Genomic DNA, 17,717 nt, shown 5'->3' on the forward strand with positions numbered 1-17,717 from the left:
TCTCAGCGTCAACTTGGTGCTCGGCGGTTTATAAATTACCAAACAAAAATCTTACGGCCGAGCAAATGGTTCAGGCTCGCCCGTTCTTCTACTCGAAAAGGTTTGAGGAGATAAGATGCCAACATAAAAAAACCGCAGGCAAGTGCAGCCATGATGGCCAATCCCGACCAGCCGTGTGTCGGTATTGCAATCTGTTGTGCCAGCAAGAATCCCGTTAAAGCCGCCGCCGCCAGTTTGTAAATTCCGATTACATCGGGTCTGTAAGTGGTGGTACGCACCAGGGCAATAATAACCGTGGCGTTGAATATCATTTCGCTCACAACAATTGCGATGATGGGGCCCCACAGGCCCAGACCGGATTTTAGCAGCGAATAAGTCAAGGGCAACACCAGTATTCCAAAAGCCGCCCCTCGCAGACATAGATGACTCTTACCGCTAGTCACTGCCACAGTCTCCAGTATCTGACGCTGGCTATAGAGAACGAGTGCCATCAACAAGCCTGCCAGGTAATGGCCTGACTGCATGAACTTGCCACCACTGAGCAGGGTTAACAGTTCGCCTCCGGCAAGCCAGACAAATACCAGGATGGGCATCAAAACAAACAGGCTCAGTTTCCCGACGAGATTGACGTTGCGTGTCAATTCCACCATACCACCTTCTCCTACATAAGAGGCCACCAGCTTGGGCCTGATCAGACTGAACAGCATAGTCGCTGGGAGATAGCGGGAGATTTGCCCGTAGAGCCTGAGCAAAAAGCCAAACAGCGCCGTAACTTCCAGACCGAGATAACGCTGAATCAAAAATACGAAGATTTGTGGGCTATAAGTTAGCGTAACGAGGTGGCTGAAATACATATGGCGGGCCATAAGCCACATAACAGGCCAGCTCGGCGGATGCCACCCATCTCGTTTCAATAAACCGCCGTGCGTGCGCAAATGCTTGACCAAGCTGTATAAGGCGAGCATTGTGCCTAAGGCGGATGCCGTTATCTCGGCCAGTACCACTTGGTCTAGATGAACCGCTCCATGTACCGCTGTGATACTCAGGAACAACAGCAAGGCAGCATTACGCGTCACAAGGCTTATTTGCGCTTGGCCCTGTTGCAAAAGAGGTTCCAGGATGCTTTCACGGAGGTGCCGGCCAAAACCGTCCACGAGCATCACGAGCAGATAAAGCCGCGCCATATCCACCTGGTGCGCAAGTTTCAGAGGGATCAGAAGCCAAGGTATCGCCACATACAGCAGCAGCGAACCAGCGACTAGAACAAAGCCGATCCAGGCGGTAATCTTCCAAACGAAATGCGCGAGTATTTCGCCGCTAGCGTGCAGACGAAACTCCGGTAAATAGCGCGCCGCAATCCACGGCAGGCCGAGTGACGCTATTGCCAGCGCAAACTCCATTCCGGCGATCAATGTCACGTACGCCCCGTATTCTTCCACAGTCAGCAAGCGCACCAGCCAAAACAAAATAATCAAGGTGAATAGAGCGGAGATTGCTTTGCCAACAAGAAAATGCGCCGCGCTACGCTTGAGGGCGTGGCGGGAATAGGGCGAAGCACTCATAAATGACTCTCGGCTATTGGGGCAGCATGCCCATGATACGGTCAAATAAGACAACTACCAGCATGGCAGCAAGCTCTCGAAACTCATACTGAGTGGTGGCGAGGGACGATAAAAAGGGATAAAGGTAAGACAACGGATCAACAGCCCATTTGGCATAAGCAGCAGCTTGTATCGTCGGCGGAATAGATTTCGCCAAAAGCGGCAAACTGGGATTCGCATGCATAGGCCGCGCATGACCACGCCCCTCTGATGCGCCCATGCAGAGCTATAAAATCTTAAAATGAGATATCTGAATAGCTGCAGGATTTACAGGTACTGTAAAAATTATAGCTTAGGTGATTAAGACTCATATCTGAAGCAGGAGAGATCGAATCTGACCCCTCCCTGGATTTCCGACTCTGCATGAGGCACACAAGCTGTCATCCGACCAGGGACCTGGATAACCAGGACGGATTCATGGTTCATGTGCTATATGACACAGCTCAATCGGCAGCTTAACGCCATAGCCCTGCTGAGCGCGATCAAACCGGCTTAACTGTAATCCGCCTGATCCGTATCGAAGTCAGGCGGATCAATATCACGTTGTTTTTGCGAGCAGTAAGTCCCGCAAAGAATTATCTCTCATGTCTGCATTCGGACACAGTGGTTAAAACCGAAATATACCCGCCCTTAATCATTCCCCGGCAATCTCGAAAAAGAGCGCTGGACCGTCCGGTAACGCTGCTGTATCTACGTGCAATTCGATGCCGCCTCCTGCCTGCGTAAGAGGAATCGCCTCACGCCGAGCGCCCCCCAACGTGAGCGGCCACGCCTTGAGCCCGGCACTATTCTCGGCCGCGACACGTAATGTAGCCGAGATCGTCCGAACCTGCGGCGGGAATTTACCCAATGTTTTAATTGTGGTGCGTTCCGCATCCGCGAAGGTCATGCCCGTGTTGATGGCATCGGTCAATACCCACAGCAGCAAGTGACGGCTCTGGGCAATCGGCTTTTTGTCCAGCGACGAAACCGCAAACATCGCCGGTCCGCTCGCGGTGCGTACGCTCAACGCACCTATGGAGGCATCACCGCCTTTCAGCGCCAGGGCCACCGTGCGATCGGTTACAACCTGGATAAGGCCGGCCCCAGAGTCGATGACAAGCTGCCCCGTGTCGGATTGGAATAGCTGATTCTCCGGTCGAGAGCGATTACCAGAACCTATTAATCCCGCATCCTGCAAGGCTGCTAGGGCGTCCGAACGTAGATCCCGCCCAGCGGCCGGGCCATTCGCCGATTTTACAAGCCACCAAGGTTGCGATCCTGTCAGGTTGACCCAGAGTTCGCCAGGTTTTGGCCGATCTGGTATCGGGCCGAAGTCCAGCCCCAGGGGAGAAATGAAGGCCAACTTTGAAAGCGGCTCAGGCAGGTGTTCTTGACCACCGTTTCTGGCCATCATCTTATCAGTATCCATGTGCACGTGGATGCGCTTCTGTGAACTCGCGACATCGCTCCGCAGATACAGCATGGCGGCGAGACGCTCAGCAGCGTGAGCGATCGGATCGCCTCCAACGCTGAATGGGTAGATCGCTTGCCGCCGCACGAACGGCGACGGGCCGTAATCGAACTGAATGGGTGATTCGGCGAATTGGCAAATCATATCCCAGTCTTGATGCGCCGCAAACGCAGGCATCAAGGCGGCCGATTCGTGCCGCCATTGATTCCAGAATGGTTGCCCGTACTCGCTCACGGTAAATGGCTTGCCCCACTGTCGCGCGTTGCTGAGCCCGCGTATATATTGAGCCATATCTTTATGTAAGCTCGACTGCATCATTCGTGAGCCCGGATCGCCACCTTTGCTGGGCAAACCGGCGGAGTAGCTGTGCATGTCCACCCATTGCAGGTTGGAACGAGTAATGTCCGAGCTAATAATACCCCAATTGTCGAAAGCGGTAGTCAAGCCCTTGAATCCCAGGTCGCGCACCCGTTTCTCCATCGCGCGATAGCTCCGCTGTTCCAAGTCGACAACGAAGCGCATAAAATCGATATCACGGGGTCCTTTTCCCCGCACCACGACAGGCAGGTCGATTGTTCCGGTGAAGGACTCCTGAGGCTTTAGCTCAGCGCCCCAGGCTGACCGTAACGCCGTATCGTTGCTGTAACGCGCCTTCAGCCAATCACGGAACTGCGGAGCCAACGCTAGTGGATATAACGGGCCATAGCCGGCTTGTGCCGGGTATGGTCGATAGATCTCGACGAGATAAAAAAAACTTCCCTCATTAACCAGGATAATGCCCAACATCGCGGGGTCCTTTAGGGGAGCAATTCCCGTATAGGGATTTTTCGCTCCCCACAACCGCTCGATAAGGGTCGCCCAATGGGCGAAGCCCTTGGGATCAGTAAGCACATCCATTTTGGCGCGGTATTTTCTTACCCAGCGATGAGGGCGCACATCGCCCCACGCGGCATTGTCGGACGTCATACCATCGACGATCCAATAAATACCCGCCGCCTTGAGCTGGGCGAGCAGGTAATGCAGGCGGTCTAATTGCTCAGGATCAAAGTCGAAATCCTTGAAACGGTCGGTCATCAGGAGTGGGTCAACATTATGTATGCGAACCAGGTTATAGCCTGTGCGCGTGAGCTCCCTTACAAGCCGATCACTTCCGGCTTTGTCCGGCATCCCTCCACTCAGCGGGCTTAGGGCCAACGAGGCACAAAGGAAGCGCTCTGGAGTGCTGCGGCGCTCGAAGCCAATATGCCCGTCTGGTAACACAATGACCGAGCCGTGCTTGCCCGCGGGTCCGGTTGGGACCAGGGCAGAGAAATCAAGGGCACTCCCGGAAGAAACGGTAATGTCATGATCTGTAATTGTTTTCCAGTTATCCTCGGCCAACACGCTCCGCGCCATAAATAATGTTATCAGGAACGGTACAATGACGAGACTGCGAAGTAATGGGAACATTTTCAAGTCCTCCTACGGTTGTGTGTCGCTAGACTGCAAGAATAGATAACACCCTCTCTTGCGACTTCCGGCGCCTCGTGCGTTTGATCTGGCAAAAAGTGTATGGCCATTTGCTCATCTGCCCATCCTCGATAACCACATGAATCTGGTGTTTCCTTCTCCACGCGCCTTGCCGACCAACCATGATTTTTTTATGCCTTGGTGCCGAGTGAACCTTCATTATGGCGCTGCCTGGAATCTTAATACGTATTATGCTGCGACCGACGGAACACGCGATACGCGCTCGCTCCTGCCCTGCCGGCATATCCGCAGTAGATCCTGCGCCAGCGGGTCAAGACGCTTTGGCAGGCCGAGCCCGATGCAGTCATGCTCGAACACGCACGGAACGATAATGAGAACTTGCGGATTCGAAAGACTTGCGTGGTCTGGCGCCCCTGTCGATCACATAGATAAAATGAGCCATCATTGCAAAAAGCTCTGCTGAAAGAAGCGTGTTGAGTTGAATATTTGCCTCGAACGCAGAGCGCATCAGGAGGACAGCGAGCAGAGCCATGCTTCCGCCCCGGGTGGGTTTGGCTGCACGTATCGAGTACCGGATAAGAAAATATAAAAAAACCAATAACGCGGCAAGCCCGACGAACCCTGACCGACTGAATATTTGCAAGAAAAGGTTGTGCGCGGTGAAAGCAGTTGCCAAGCCGAGCCGGAGGCGACTCTCAAGTCCCCAAAAATCTGCGCCCTGCCCAAATAAAGGGTTTTCCAATCCGGCGTTAATCGCTGCGATCCATATCGACGTTCGTCCAGTTGCCGTAGATAGAGTACCCAGTGCACGCGCATCCAAATGGCCCTGAAGCGCGTCAAGTATGTCCGTGTCAAAGAACATTGCGAACGCTCCACCCACTAAAATTGAAATAATGAAACCGCCCAATAAGGCGATCGGGATTAAGCTCCCGCCTTTACGGTCGGCAATGGCCCCATTGGTTCGGTTCAATAACCGCCAGCAAAAAATGATAAAAAAACCTACGAATGCGGCTGCAATCGATGCTTTGGACTGCGTTAAAATCAGCGTCAGGCTGGCTGCGGAAAGTATGCTCGCTCTAACCCATGCCTTGGCTGACGGTTCTGCCAACTCCAGCACGAGATACATGCTTGCAACCGCGCCGAGCCCATTCGCATGCGATGTCACTCCCCACAACCTTGAATCAAAACCCGGAATCAGCCCAACATAACCGGGCTGAAAGACAAGCCGGGGCGCAACTATCGCTGCGATCAAGCTGGAGAATACTATCAAGCCAAGACACTGTTTCCCGACAACAACCGGGTCGGTTCTTGACAATCTGACCCAGAGAAACAATGCGATATATGTGAAAAGCGGGTAAATCAGGTTTACATGGAAGTAATAACGCTGCCCGAATAGAATTGGCAAAATATTAGAAGCAACGTAGAACACTACAAACGCGATAGTGATGTCATCTGGCGCTCTCAGCCCTCGGCTATCAAATCGGTCAAAGCTGGCTTTATAATTTTTGAAATTGAAAAGCCAAGCTGCACAGAGTGCCACGGAACATCCAATCGCAGCTATAAGAAGCAGCTTTGTGGACACGGCACTTCCGACATCGGCTTCGGACGAGACAACCAGGTTTTCGTCCATAAAGGTCAAGACCCGGCCAGACAAGATGGTGGTCGCTACGCTCGTGCTCGCGATAAACAGCATTAGATAGCTGAACATTCGAGCTGGCCAACGGAACCCGGCGCCTGCGACAATAACGATTGCCATGGTCGAAAGCAATGCGAGAACAAATGCAGCGAGTGGTAAGACCGTGAGTTGCAGCACAATTAATTTTCGCCAATGATTGAAAGGCCTTTCGTATGAGACGATGCGGACAAAATCGCAGGCATGTACTTAACTCCTGGCGCGATAATAAAGTCCAACGACTTATCCTGCTGAAATATCAACCATGACATGTCGGGCGTAATCGCAGGTGTGGTGTCCCACCGCATAGCGCATGGGATGCCTAGGTATAGGCGATACTCCCGGGCGAGCTTGATATGTGCGTATGCAAATGATCTGCGAGTGACAGGTTTCGCCGCGAACAGGGCTTTGGTGATTAAATAGCCGCAGTGCGCTGTTATGCCGCCGGTAACCGCAATTTCTTTCATGGATGACCAGAGCCAGGCATGCCATTCAGCTTTTGACGATGTTCAGAGGTTAACGCGCCGAGCATCTGATCGATAAACTGGGCTTGCATCTCATATGCGCGGGACGCTTCAGCATCGATGGAGGAAACGCGTATCAGCATTCCATCTGGAATTTTCCCATTCAAGCCATACCTCATTTCCGCGAGTTTTTTTTGAAGACCACCTTGAAATACGCGATTACCAACTGTTGTCCAGTAAGTGACCGGCTCATTGCGCTGCCCGAGATTGGTCAGGATACGCGTGACCGGAATCAATCCGTTTTCAGTAGCCAAGGTACCCGTTTGTTTACTCTGGAGCGAGAATCCCTGTGCAGGATAGCAAACCTCGGGGTAATGCATCTGCATGGAATCCCTCTGATCGTCTCCATAGGCGATCGCGAGCATGATGCGGTAGTCATGGTCGTCCTTGTAAACACGGCTGAGTGTCTGGGTATAAATTTTTTCGATCATTTCCTGCTGCTGCGGATCGACCATTTGCACTGAGTTCTGCTGCTCTTCGCTCCAGTTCCCGAATGTATGCGGAATCATTGTATCCAGATTGATGGCAGGCCCCTGGTCCGCAATTTTTTGGGTAGGACGCAGAGCCAGTGCGAGACCTGAGGCCGCAAGCATGAGTATCAAAAGAATGAAATTCCTGAAGAGTAGATTCATTGTTACGTTCCGCTCAACGTTCCATTGCTGCCGCGCCGCAGCTTGACGCCGAGCTGCAACAGCGAATCTACTCCGATGATCAGCACCAGGGCACTGAGGAAGAGCACCATCCCTGCGAATCCATGTAAAAAACCCTGTCCGGCTTCGTCACCAAAATGGTAGGTGATAAGCGTTAATACGATTACACGGATGACGTTAGCGGTAAAGGAGATGGGTACGATTAAAATGGCTAAGGTAACGTTGCGGAACAGGGAGTCGTGCCGGATAATGTTAAGGTAGAGCAAACCCAGTGCCTCAAGCGTAAAAAGGGTATGCAACCCCGCGCACGCGTCAGCTACCAGCAGTTTGTATTGCCCGATCTGAAGTATGACGCCCGTGCGGGCGATGGGATAATTCGCCCAGAAAAGTATGCTTTCAGCCACATAAGAAACCGCCATCTTCATCGGCATCGTCAGAGTATCCACCACCGTCGCGGGTAAGGGAATCATGAAAAGCATGAAGAAAAGCGGAAACCATTGTGCCTTGAGTGCGGCGCTGCCGCGCATGAGCAAAAGTATGGCGGCCAGCATCCAGATGACTGAACCGATCTCCAGGAGCAGAATGTCTTGCGAACGGCCAATCACATAGAGCAGCAGCGCGAAAATAAAAATGGGCCAACCGGCTGAAGGCACCACTGGCTGATTTTCGCTCAAGCGCCACATTTCCGGCCACTTGCGATAAATAAGCCAGCAAGCGATACCGAGCACAATCGGACCATGCGCTTGCTGATCGGTACTCCAGATGCCGCGAAAGAGGTCGACCAGACTGGGTAAATACAGTACGATTAATCCGGCAATAATCGGAAGCCAGATGAGCAACCGGCCGCGCCAGCCTTCCGGTTGTCCAGATGATCCGTTGAACGTAGTTGCCAAATTGGTACTCATTTTGTTTTTACAACATGCGCTATCCCGTCACCTTCGTATCGCAGCCACGCTGCTGGCGCTCGGGATTACGGTTAGCTTGTTCATCGGAGGGGCACGACCAATTGCTGTGAATCTGGTGCCGGAGCCATGGGACAAATTGCTTCATGGCACCGTGTTTGCGTTGCTCGCCTGGGCACTTGGCTTCGCTAGCGGGTTCCACGGGTGGCGCGCCCTGGCTGTTGCGTTTTTCGGCTCGCTGCTGGTTGGGTTGCTGGATGAGTGGCATCAGTTATATCTTCCTGGTCGGCACGCTGGGTGGCCTGACTTTATTGCCGATATGGCAGGCAGCTTCATCGGCACAATATCGCTGGCGTTGTGGAGCAGGAAGCGTGGCTAGAATTCGACAATAGCGGAAAATTCTCATCGTCCAATTCTCCTCACTGATGGGAAAAGAGAAAAAGCGGATAAAAGCGGTGGAGAACACGATTGCCTCCTGATAAAAATACTTGAAGCGCTTTCGGACTACCGCGGAGGCTTGGACTGCTCGCTTTTATTGCCAGTTGCAAGCCTGAGGTTTTGTACACCGTTTTCCTTCACTCAGAATTCGTTCAGCACCGACCCCACAGGCGTTGTGCCCGTTTGCTGGAGGCTACGGGCCAGTTCGATTGTTTGCGCGACTGATGTTCGATCTTTGCGTGCGACTATGAGAGCGGCTGATGCGCGCGCTGCAATAATCTGAGCTTCAGCGTATTCATGCGCGGCAGGCGTGTCAATAATGACAACATCAAAATCGCGAACCACCGATTGCAACAATTCGGGAAAGCCAGTGCGGCCGAGCAGTTCTTGCGGATTAGGCGGTACAGCGCCGGCTGGCAACACGGAAAGCCCCAGCAACGAAGGTACGCGTGCAATCGCCTCGATCCCGATACGACCTGCCAGCATACTGGATAAACCTGCGTTGTTGCCTAACTTGAATAGCTCATGCTGACGCGGCGCCCGCAGATTTGCGTCGATGAGCAAAGTGCGCTTTCCCAGTTGCGAGAAAACGACAGCCAAATTTGCAGCAATGAAGCTGCGTCCTTCCCCTATGCCGGGGCTCATGATGGCGAGGGAATTCAGCCTGGCTTCAGTATCGAACCACCGCAGCATTAGCTGGCTGCGCAAAGCACGCAGTTTCTCGACAATCGGACTGAACGGTTTATAGGCGGCTACCAGTTGATAGCTGAGGCTGTTATCCCCCGCAGGAAGGTATAGGTTATTAAATTGACGGGAGAGAGCAAAACGAACGTCGTCTTCCGTAAGCAGGCCCAGCTCAATGGCGGTATCGCCAAAGCGTTTGCCCTGCTCCACCTGCAACCGGAGAATACGATCCGCGTTCTCGGCGGAGAGGCGTCCGGTATCGACGAGGATGGCCCCTATTGAACTACCATTCCCGGTGACCCGCGCTTTACCGTAAATGGAAGACTCGTCGGGTTTCGTGGTCTGATTTCGCTTGATGAGCGGGAGGCTAGCGCTTACGGGTTTCATGATCTGGTTCCGTTTTAGGTATTAACCGGCTACCGGGCCGAGCTGCTTGGGAATTTTTTGCGGCGGCCTGCTGGAAATCACCGCAAGTACTGGTAGATCGATGGCCTGGATAAGATCTTCCGATGAACGTACACGACGGCTGCCGAGTTCAAGCATAAATGCAATCGCTATCCCGAGTAAGGTACCGAGGAAAATGGAGATTAGAACGTTGAGCAGGATTCTGGGCCGCGAGTGCTTGGTTGGCATTGTGGCTGGATTCAGAATCGCAATATTTGTCTGAGCCGACAGGCTTTCGAGACGGGTTTGAGCAGAACGCTGGCTCACACCATCAAACGTATGCTGGGCAGCTTCCACATCACGTTTGAGTACGGCGATTTCATCGCGCTCCTTGTTGAGTTCGAGTATACGTTTTTTTTGAGACTCCATTGCTTCAAGCAGTTCTTTTTCCTTTTGCTTACCTACGTCGTAGGAGGTACTGATGCTTTCCGAGATTTGCCGGGTTTCGCTAGCCAGCCTCCTCCTGAGCGAGGCAAGTTCAGTTTCCGTACGTTTCGTTTGCGGATGATTTACGCCGAGATTTATATTACTTTCGTGGTGTTTGGCCTCGAGGCGCGCAATGTCCGATTTAAGCATATTAATCATTGGGCTTTGCATCACTTCAGCCAGTGTTTCGGAGTTACCGGCGGATTTACGCTTGCTGCTGCTATCCGAAGTTTCAGCCTGCACGTTCGTTAATCGGGTAGATAATTCGTTAAGCTTGGCGGTTTCGTGATCGAGTCGCTCGTCGGTAGCGATGATGCCGGATTTTTGCTGGAATGCGGAGAGTGCCGTCTGGGCTTTTTCCAGTTTCTCACGTACCATTTTGGTCTGGTCTTCAAACCAGGTGGCAGATTGACGGGCGGGCGTGACTTTCAACTCCAAGTGAACGTCGATGTAAGCCTGCGCAAAGGCATTTGCCACGGTTGCAACAAAGCCGGGCTCAACGCCGCTGAATTCGATGTTGATTACATTGCTTTCACGTGAAGGTCTGACCTCAAGCTTTTGCTTGAGCAGGTCAGCCAGCCAAATCGTCAAATCCCCTTCACCCTCCGTGGCGTCCATCCATTGTTCCCGGATAGCCGGGCTTTCATCCATACGCAGCAGCTTGACCACACGCTGCGCCACACGGTCACTGGTGATGATATCCACCTGTGTCGCCATATATGCGGGCGTGGCCAACCCCGGCATGATCATGCCGGCAACAGGATCAGGCGACCTGACATCGATCACCACGGAACTGGTGGCCGTATATTGCTTGGGTAACAGCAGGCTGATAAAAAAAGTGGCAGCCACTGTAACCAGAAGCGTAAGCGCGGCCACCTTGTAGCGCGCCCGGAGAATGAGCAGAAATTGTAGTAGGGTCATTACGCGCCGACCATTATTAGAAGAAACTTTCTCGAACGTAAATTATATCGTTGGGCTGCACTGAATCGGTCATCTCTGGCGAGAGTCTTTCCACAACACCCTCAGCGTTTGTTCGATGAAGACGCAACCACCACTCGCTACCACGCGGCGTCGGGCCGCCGCCCTGCGCCAAGGCTTGCATGACCGTCATGCCGCGCTCGATACGATAAGCACCCGGACGCTGAGCTTCACCATAAATATAGAAAACCGGCGCACGATGGATGTAAATCGTGTCTCCTCCCGAAAGAAGGATATCTTCATTCGATTTCTCGGTGAGGTAGAGCGCGGGAATATCTATCACTTTTCGGAAAGGTTTGCCCTCTCGTAAACCGGTAACGATAGCAAAGTCATCCCCTGTTGGCGCTACGCCACCGGCAGCGGCAAGCATGTCGCTTACCCGACTGAGCGTCTCGAGCGGGAAACGGCCGGGCCGGTTGACCTGACCAAGCACGCTTACCTGGTTGCCACGCATCTGCAAAATGATGATGTTAACCTGGGGTTGCCTGACAAAGCCGCCATTCTTCAGTGCGGCGGCAACCTTTCGTTCGGCAGCCGCAATAGCAAGTCCGCCAACTTCGACAGTCCCGACGAGCGGGAAGGTAATGGAACCATTCTCGGACACACGGGTTTCGGTCGCCAGCTCTGGGTTCTGGAAAACCTGGACGCGCACGATATCTCCCGGACCGAGCGGATAGTCGAGAATATCTTGTGCATACGCACTCATGGATAACAGAGTAAATAAAAAAGCGAGTAGCCTTATCAAGGTTTTGGTCATGCTGTCATATTTCCTTTAAGCGTGGGCTAATTAGATGAGGCGTCATTTCAAACCCGCAACGCCTTTCTCAATACCAATGTCAATGTCGGACTTTACGGCGCTCACGGGTGGCGCCCCGACGGATTGCGATGCCATGTCGGTATCCGTGTCAGAAAATCCACCCATATAGGTAATTTTAGCTTTCTCTTTTAACCCCTTGAGTTCCTGTTTGGCAGCTTCCGCCATGCGTTGGTTGCCAAGAAACTGCTGGATGCGTGGCAGGGCCGCAGCTTCCGGTATTGGCACGGATTGCGCAGCCGCGAGTCGCATTACAGTGATGGACTGCGGCCCTTGGATGATCAGGCCGTCGCCGACTTTGAGCGGATGTATTTTAGGCAGCAATTCAAGAGGAATCTGTTCAGCTGATCGTGTAGCGCTACCGGCCCCAAATTTTATTTCCTTGCCCTTGAGCCAATTGGCGATACTTTCCATCGATTTTCCTGTACCAAGCATCTCTCGCAATTCGGTGTCTACCCCGGCAGTTACCGGAACCACGATTTCCTGAATGTTGTATATGCGACGCTCGGCAAAGAGTTGGGGATTATCAACGTAATATTGCTTCGCTTCCTCAACAGTCGGTTTCGCCATTTCCGCGGTCGCTTGCTCAATATATGCCCGGGCAAGAATTTCACGACGCGCGTTTTCAATAGCCATAAGAATATCTGGCGAACGGTCAAGTTTCTTGGCAACGGCTTGTTCAACAGCTAATTCCTGATCAATGAGCTTATCGAGAATTTGACGGCGGATTTTGGGCGCTGTTTCAGGCGTGCCGGCGTTAGGGCCTGCTCGAGAAAGTATGTAATTAATCTGGTGAACGGAGATTTCTCCGGAGTTGACTTTAGCGGCAATCTGACTGGCGGGCTTTTCGGTATCTTTGTTGCCACAAGCAGCAAGCGCCAGTGCCAGCGACGCGGAGAATATTTGCAATATGATTTTTTTCTGGCTGAGTTTCATGTGGGCTTGAGTGAGGGATATCAATAACAACAATGTTCAAAACTTGGATAGGATGTGCTGCATCATGCACCCACCAGCTAAAACCATAGAAAATCAGAATAATAGGCAAGTTTCGGTAAAAAATTACAGATGCATTTTAGACATAAAACATGACGTTATCGTGACTTGCTCAATGCTTTATCGAATTCGATATTCCAGTAATAAAAGAGTCACTTAATAAAAAGAATATACACGATGCTGACCGCCGTCAATTCGTTTCTGAATGCAAATCTGATGACCTCATAAGAATATTTGAACGGCAGCAACAGATAAATCAAACCGTTGACTTCGAGATTCTGGCGTGGTCCGAAGAATCACCTGTATCACTTTTGGTTACTGCAAAGTAGCGAGTTTGCACTTTCCGCGCAATAGTCCATACGCACTATCAGAACCTGTATAGCTGGCTTTTCCGCCATCAGAAGGAAGAGTTATCCAACCAGAGCCATGGGTGGCCGGCAGGCGAATTACAGTAACCGTACACCACTTTTCCGTATCTTTTTGAATGCATGAGCATCAGAAATTAAGTTTTACCGAAAAACTGCCTGCGGTACTGTCAAAGTCGAAGCCCCGTAGATTGGACGCACGTCTGTCGCGATGGAAAGCGGCACTGAGGAAAAGCATCTTGTAAGGTTGCCAATCCAACGCGACGAGGCCGGAGTGGATTGAATCGCTACGGCTAGTCGGAAGTGGAATGATGGCACCGTGCCAATTACTTAGAACATAATCGTAGCGCATGCGCAAGGCAATTTTTTCTGTAATTTGCCATATAGGCGCTATCGAAAAACGGTTATTCGATACGAAACTGCTGGAGAACCGCTGAAAGTTGGGATTCAGGAATGCGGACCCGACAGTTTGAAAGTTGGAAAGCTGGCGCGCCCAACTGGCGGTAACGTGAACTTTGCTCGTGACTGCCCAGTTTAGATTGAAGTTGCCCACGAAACCGGCAAAATCGCGCTGAGAAAAATGCTTATGTTCACGCGACAGGTATCCCGCCCGCGCATCGATTGAAGCTTTGCCGGTAACGGGCCATGACAAGCGTAGTTCGTGTTCCATCTCATCGAAGCGGGTATCGAAGAGGCTCGCAACGATGGGTTGTGGTCTGTTGATGAATTCTCCACGACCGCTCCTTACCTTATAAGTAAGCGATGCCCCCGACGGGCGGGTGTAGCGGATGCCGCCCTCGACTGAAGAAACTTGGCTATTAAAGTCCTGCACGGTGATTCTACTATTCTTCGATATGGTGTGATCAATACCACCGACAAGGTGCCAAGCCCTGTCAATTTCAAATATTCCTTCAAAATGGTAATTGTCAGCGGTGCGCAGGTTTTGAGTAGTGGAGTTGGCGAAACCCGTCATACTCGCAAAGTTGTTAAGCGCCTCGGTGTGAAACCCGCTCAATCTGCCATGAAGATAAGGAGTCGCGTACCAATGCCAGGTCGCCGTATAGTTTTTTCCGAGGAAGTTCAAAAAATCGAAATTGTTGTAGCGGTTATCGACAAGGCTGCCATTGGCCTCGAACCGCTGCATTAAATAAACCTTATTCAGGTTAAGCGCAAAGGTTGACGTTATGATCTGATCTGCTCTAGCAGGTACGCCGACTATCAAAGCAGGATTGATGAGAGGCGATAATCGGAAGACGTTGGTGTCATACGTCACCGTGGTGCCTATCGTTGCGCTTAAGGTATCGCCGGGAGCGGCACGGACGTATTGCGATACCAGCAATAAAAACAGATAGGCGGCAACCGCGAACCAACGGTCATAATGCCGATTATTACAGTAGGAAAGAGTCAGCAGCGACATTTTTTCTAGTTCTTTCTTTCCTGCGAAATAATACTGCAAAGGTATCACCTAGAGCATATGGAAAGTAGGTAAACCACGTTTGCAGACAGTAGAAGCGACAGGTTATAGCGGCAGAGCTTGAGTTCAATAAGCGGCCCGATCTTTGAGAACTATCAAGATAGTCTTCAAGATGATATGCAGATCAAGCCGCAATGACCAGTTACGCAAATAATCGAGATCATGATCAATACGCGCCTGCATCTTATCCAGCGTTCGAGTCTCGCCGCGGTAACCGTTAACCTGGGCCCAGCCGGTAATTCCAGGTTTGACCTTGTGGCGGATCATATATCCTTTTATCAGATTGCGATAGATTTCGTTATGTGCTACGGCATGAGGCCTGGGCCCGACAATGCTCATTCGACCCTGCAGGACATTAACGAACTGCGGCAACTCGTCCAGTGAATTCTTGCGCAGGAAAGCGCCGATGCGTGTAATGCGGCTGTCTCCCTTCTCCGCCTGCCGGATGCTATCGCCATCCTCGCACACGCGCATTGACCGGAATTTATAAACAAGGATTTCTTCCCCATCCAGACCATAACGTCGCTGTTTGAAAATGATGGGGCCAGCTGAATCCAGCTTTATCGCGATTGCGATAAGCAGAAGGAGCGGTGCAATCAACGTCAGGATAATGAGGGATAAAATAATGTCACTTCCTCGCTTGACGATCCCGTTGGAGCCTGTGAAGGGCGATTCGCACACAGAGATTACCGGGGTACCGCAAACTGCGCCGCTCCGACCTTGGATAAGATCGGTAATAAACATGTCCGGTACGAAATAGATCGAGGCCGTGGTGTCTTTCAGTTCATCAAGAATATGTAGAATGCGCGGTTGTGAGGCCATAGGCAGCGAAAGATAGATGAACTGGATGCGGTTTTCCTTGACGAATTCGGGGAGTTCACGAAGTCTGCCGAGCAGTGAACCGTGTTCCGCTTGATGAAGCCTGCTCGGGTTCCGGTCATCGAAAAACCCGGACAATGCGATTTTTGAATAGCGTGTTTCATGAATTCGGCTGGCAAGCGCAACCCCCTGCTCGTTCATGCCGACGATGATTGCGCGCTGTGGGGGTCCCTGAAGCAAGAGCAGATAGGGCGCGGCGGAGCGCAACGCCAGTTGGGCACCGATCTGGCTCAAGGGGGCCGCCCATAACCAGGTGATCAGCGCCTGGCTGGAGAATTCGGCAATGTAGCCGGTGGCAACGCCGAGAAAGAGTAGCAGCAAAGCCACCCAAAACCAACTGTAGAGGATATTGAAAATAAGCAATTTGACTGAAGATTGCAGACGCGATGTGCCCGGGAAGGTAATCGAAAATACGATGACCGCAAGAATCAGATAGGGTGGACGCAATTCTCCGTAGACGCTGGCGCTCACAAGCCAAAGCGAAAGTGCAAGTACCGCCGGGTCCAGGATGGCCTCGACTGCGCTCAGCATGTTATTGCCGAGCGGTACCTGCGTATGACGCGCGGAAACTGTTGATGCGGAAAATGTGGGATGGACTTCAGCCATGGCTTGGGCTGCGCTCAACTTTGGAAACGGCTTGCATGCGATTGTAGACGTCAAGTTTTCGGAAAATCTGATGCAAGTGGTTCTTTACGGTGTAAGAACTGATGCACAGAATGCTGCCTATTTCGGCGTTGGTTTTGCCCTTCTTTACCCAATCCATTATTTCGATTTCGCGCTCACTCAATCCACGGCCTTCGCTTCGTGGTTGTTCCGCCAAGAGCGACGGCATATATGAGCGCTGCGCCAGAGGCACTATTCGACGCAAGGCAGTGTCAAGATATGGCAATAGTATTTCCATCGCGCTGAGCGTGGAATCATCGAGTTTGTCTTCGGAGCTAAAAATAACGTAAAGGCAATCATGGTGTCCACGCTTGTCGCTGATGCCATGCAAAAGCGATGAGCGCATGCCGTGCAGAGCTCTCCCGAAAGAACATGGAGGAGCGCGGTCTGCACGAAAAATATCGAATTCACCAACACCGGGTTTGCAAATGCTTGATGTGCACGGCATTCTGCCCAGCTCGACCCAGCGATTATGAAACGCCTGCAACAATGGTGAAAGACTTGCCGGTTCCGATCGCGCGGTTCTGACGCCAGGCAGCGGGGATATGATGTCATGCCGTATGGAGTTCGAACTAAAATCGCCCCACGCGACGAGCATGATTTCGTGGGGAAGGTAATGCTGCACCTCTCCCTGCAACCATCTGAGCAAGTCCAAATGCTGGCGTACCGCTATCCCTTCCTGAATGATGCGGAAGTAGCGTTGGAGATGATCAACAGAGTGTGAGGGGAAAAAACCCATGTCGTGAATAAGTAAAATATTTGGATGGGTTGGACTGCTGGAGCTGCGATAAAAACATTGAAGCAAAAGCTTTCATTTTCCTTTTCTGATGAGCGCAGTCTGTTCGGCAGCACACATAGCATGCGCAGCATATTTCTAAACTTTCGCGCCACCTGCTTCTCATCAAAAGCTTTAATCATTCGATCTGGAGCTCGCGCTTCTGGTCAACACATGTTTAAGGGCACTTGGCGTAATATCAAGCACAATTCATGCCAGATAATTTCCTCTTTAAACTGAGCAATTAGCGCACTGGTTTGGCGTCAAATGTCGCCAAAGCACATCAATTGCTTACGATTCGAATATAACCATATGTTTATTACAATATTTGGATGTCGCTGAAAAGAGACACATTGATGTGCCCCGGTTGCAGTTACTGTTGGCTGGTCGAACGCAGGAATGGTGGAGTCAATTATAGATTGCCGCAAATTCGCGTAGCGATGCGTGTGGCGCTGGTCGTGACGGGGTGCAGCGAAGGATTCCGGGAGATTCTCACAGCGGCGGTTAGCGGA

The 17,717-nt window shown here is 51.8% G+C and carries 15 protein-coding genes; 1 reads left to right on the forward strand and 14 read right to left on the reverse strand.

Annotated features, from left to right (window positions below; translation table 11 throughout):
* Positions 1-35 precede the first annotated feature (35 nt).
* The 7 genes from KJS40_RS13380 to xrtB all read right to left on the reverse strand — a co-directional run bounded on the left by KJS40_RS13380 (position 36) and on the right by xrtB (position 8,275).
* Positions 36-1,562 carry a hypothetical protein gene (locus KJS40_RS13380; protein WP_213538369.1) on the reverse strand — a complete coding sequence of 509 codons (1,527 nt, stop codon included), beginning with the start codon at positions 1,560-1,562 and terminating at the stop codon, positions 36-38.
* Between the two features lie 13 nt (positions 1,563-1,575).
* Positions 1,576-1,785, reverse strand: a complete 210-nt coding sequence (locus KJS40_RS13385; protein WP_213538370.1) for a hypothetical protein — start codon at positions 1,783-1,785, stop codon at positions 1,576-1,578.
* A 450-nt stretch (positions 1,786-2,235) separates the two neighbouring features.
* Positions 2,236-4,503: a beta-galactosidase gene (locus tag KJS40_RS13390; protein WP_213538371.1), complete on the reverse strand. Its 2,268-nt coding sequence runs from the start codon at positions 4,501-4,503 to the stop codon at positions 2,236-2,238.
* A 364-nt stretch (positions 4,504-4,867) separates the two neighbouring features.
* The gene (locus tag KJS40_RS13395) at positions 4,868-5,839 is read right to left on the reverse strand and encodes an O-antigen ligase family protein (protein ID WP_213538372.1); all 972 of its coding nucleotides are present in this window, start codon (positions 5,837-5,839) and stop codon (positions 4,868-4,870) included.
* Positions 5,840-6,339: 500 nt separating this feature from the next.
* Positions 6,340-6,663 carry a hypothetical protein gene (locus tag KJS40_RS13400; RefSeq protein ID WP_213538373.1) on the reverse strand — a complete coding sequence of 108 codons (324 nt, stop codon included), beginning with the start codon at positions 6,661-6,663 and terminating at the stop codon, positions 6,340-6,342.
* Positions 6,660-7,352, reverse strand: coding sequence for an exosortase-associated protein EpsI, B-type (epsI, locus tag KJS40_RS13405; protein WP_213538374.1), 693 nt, complete (start codon positions 7,350-7,352; stop codon positions 6,660-6,662). Before epsI ends, KJS40_RS13400 begins: the two co-directional genes overlap by 4 nt.
* A 2-nt stretch (positions 7,353-7,354) precedes the next feature.
* Positions 7,355-8,275 (reverse strand): exosortase B, encoded by a 921-nt coding sequence (gene xrtB / locus KJS40_RS13410; RefSeq protein ID WP_213538375.1) that lies wholly within the window; start codon positions 8,273-8,275, stop codon positions 7,355-7,357.
* Position 8,276: 1 nt separating this feature from the next.
* On the opposite strand from xrtB, the gene KJS40_RS13415 reads away from it, so the two are divergent.
* Complete coding sequence (locus tag KJS40_RS13415; RefSeq protein ID WP_213538376.1) at positions 8,277-8,651, forward strand: VanZ family protein; 375 nt, start codon at positions 8,277-8,279, stop codon at positions 8,649-8,651.
* A gap of 200 nt (positions 8,652-8,851) precedes the next feature.
* Here KJS40_RS13415 and epsG read toward each other — a convergent pair whose 3' ends face one another.
* The 7 genes from epsG to epsA all read right to left on the reverse strand — a co-directional run bounded on the left by epsG (position 8,852) and on the right by epsA (position 17,169).
* Positions 8,852-9,781 carry a chain length determinant protein tyrosine kinase EpsG gene (gene epsG / locus KJS40_RS13420; protein ID WP_213538377.1) on the reverse strand — a complete coding sequence of 310 codons (930 nt, stop codon included), beginning with the start codon at positions 9,779-9,781 and terminating at the stop codon, positions 8,852-8,854.
* A gap of 21 nt (positions 9,782-9,802) precedes the next feature.
* Positions 9,803-11,185 (reverse strand): chain length determinant protein EpsF, encoded by a 1,383-nt coding sequence (epsF, locus tag KJS40_RS13425; protein WP_213538378.1) that lies wholly within the window; start codon positions 11,183-11,185, stop codon positions 9,803-9,805.
* Between the two features lie 16 nt (positions 11,186-11,201).
* Positions 11,202-11,999, reverse strand: coding sequence for a polysaccharide export protein EpsE (epsE, locus tag KJS40_RS13430; RefSeq protein ID WP_213538379.1), 798 nt, complete (start codon positions 11,997-11,999; stop codon positions 11,202-11,204).
* A gap of 42 nt (positions 12,000-12,041) precedes the next feature.
* Positions 12,042-12,992 carry an EpsD family peptidyl-prolyl cis-trans isomerase gene (locus tag KJS40_RS13435; RefSeq protein WP_213538380.1) on the reverse strand — a complete coding sequence of 317 codons (951 nt, stop codon included), beginning with the start codon at positions 12,990-12,992 and terminating at the stop codon, positions 12,042-12,044.
* 552 nt (positions 12,993-13,544) lie between these two features.
* On the reverse strand, positions 13,545-14,831 hold the full coding sequence (gene epsL, locus KJS40_RS13440; protein ID WP_213538381.1) for an XrtB/PEP-CTERM-associated polysaccharide biosynthesis outer membrane protein EpsL: 1,287 nt from the start codon (positions 14,829-14,831) through the stop codon (positions 13,545-13,547).
* Positions 14,832-14,954: 123 nt separating this feature from the next.
* Entirely contained in the window at positions 14,955-16,298 is a 1,344-nt protein-coding gene (locus tag KJS40_RS13445) for an undecaprenyl-phosphate glucose phosphotransferase (protein WP_244859785.1), read from the reverse strand.
* Positions 16,299-16,365: 67 nt separating this feature from the next.
* A complete protein-coding gene (gene epsA / locus KJS40_RS13450) occupies positions 16,366-17,169 on the reverse strand; it encodes an XrtB/PEP-CTERM-associated transcriptional regulator EpsA (RefSeq protein ID WP_213538383.1) in 804 nt (267 codons plus the stop codon).
* Positions 17,170-17,717 lie beyond the last annotated feature (548 nt).

The organism is Nitrosospira sp. NRS527 (assembly GCF_018406445.1).
GTDB lineage: Bacteria > Pseudomonadota > Gammaproteobacteria > Burkholderiales > Nitrosomonadaceae > Nitrosospira > Nitrosospira briensis.

Bases quoted from the DNA above. Each gene is read 5' to 3' on its own strand.
- KJS40_RS13380 (WP_213538369.1), bottom strand. From the start codon at position 1,562: ATGAGTGCTTCGCCCTATTCCCGCCACGCCCTCAAGCGTAGCGCGGCG.
- KJS40_RS13385 (WP_213538370.1), bottom strand. From the start codon at position 1,785: ATGCATGCGAATCCCAGTTTGCCGCTTTTGGCGAAATCTATTCCGCCG.
- KJS40_RS13390 (WP_213538371.1), bottom strand. From the start codon at position 4,503: ATGTTCCCATTACTTCGCAGTCTCGTCATTGTACCGTTCCTGATAACA.
- KJS40_RS13400 (WP_213538373.1), bottom strand. From the start codon at position 6,663: ATGAAAGAAATTGCGGTTACCGGCGGCATAACAGCGCACTGCGGCTAT.
- epsI (WP_213538374.1), bottom strand. From the start codon at position 7,352: ATGAATCTACTCTTCAGGAATTTCATTCTTTTGATACTCATGCTTGCG.
- xrtB (WP_213538375.1), bottom strand. From the start codon at position 8,275: ATGAGTACCAATTTGGCAACTACGTTCAACGGATCATCTGGACAACCG.
- epsG (WP_213538377.1), bottom strand. From the start codon at position 9,781: ATGAAACCCGTAAGCGCTAGCCTCCCGCTCATCAAGCGAAATCAGACC.
- epsF (WP_213538378.1), bottom strand. From the start codon at position 11,185: ATGACCCTACTACAATTTCTGCTCATTCTCCGGGCGCGCTACAAGGTG.
- epsE (WP_213538379.1), bottom strand. From the start codon at position 11,999: ATGACCAAAACCTTGATAAGGCTACTCGCTTTTTTATTTACTCTGTTA.
- KJS40_RS13435 (WP_213538380.1), bottom strand. From the start codon at position 12,992: ATGAAACTCAGCCAGAAAAAAATCATATTGCAAATATTCTCCGCGTCG.
- epsL (WP_213538381.1), bottom strand. From the start codon at position 14,831: ATGTCGCTGCTGACTCTTTCCTACTGTAATAATCGGCATTATGACCGT.
- KJS40_RS13445 (WP_244859785.1), bottom strand. From the start codon at position 16,298: ATGCTGAGCGCAGTCGAGGCCATCCTGGACCCGGCGGTACTTGCACTT.
- epsA (WP_213538383.1), bottom strand. From the start codon at position 17,169: ATGGGTTTTTTCCCCTCACACTCTGTTGATCATCTCCAACGCTACTTC.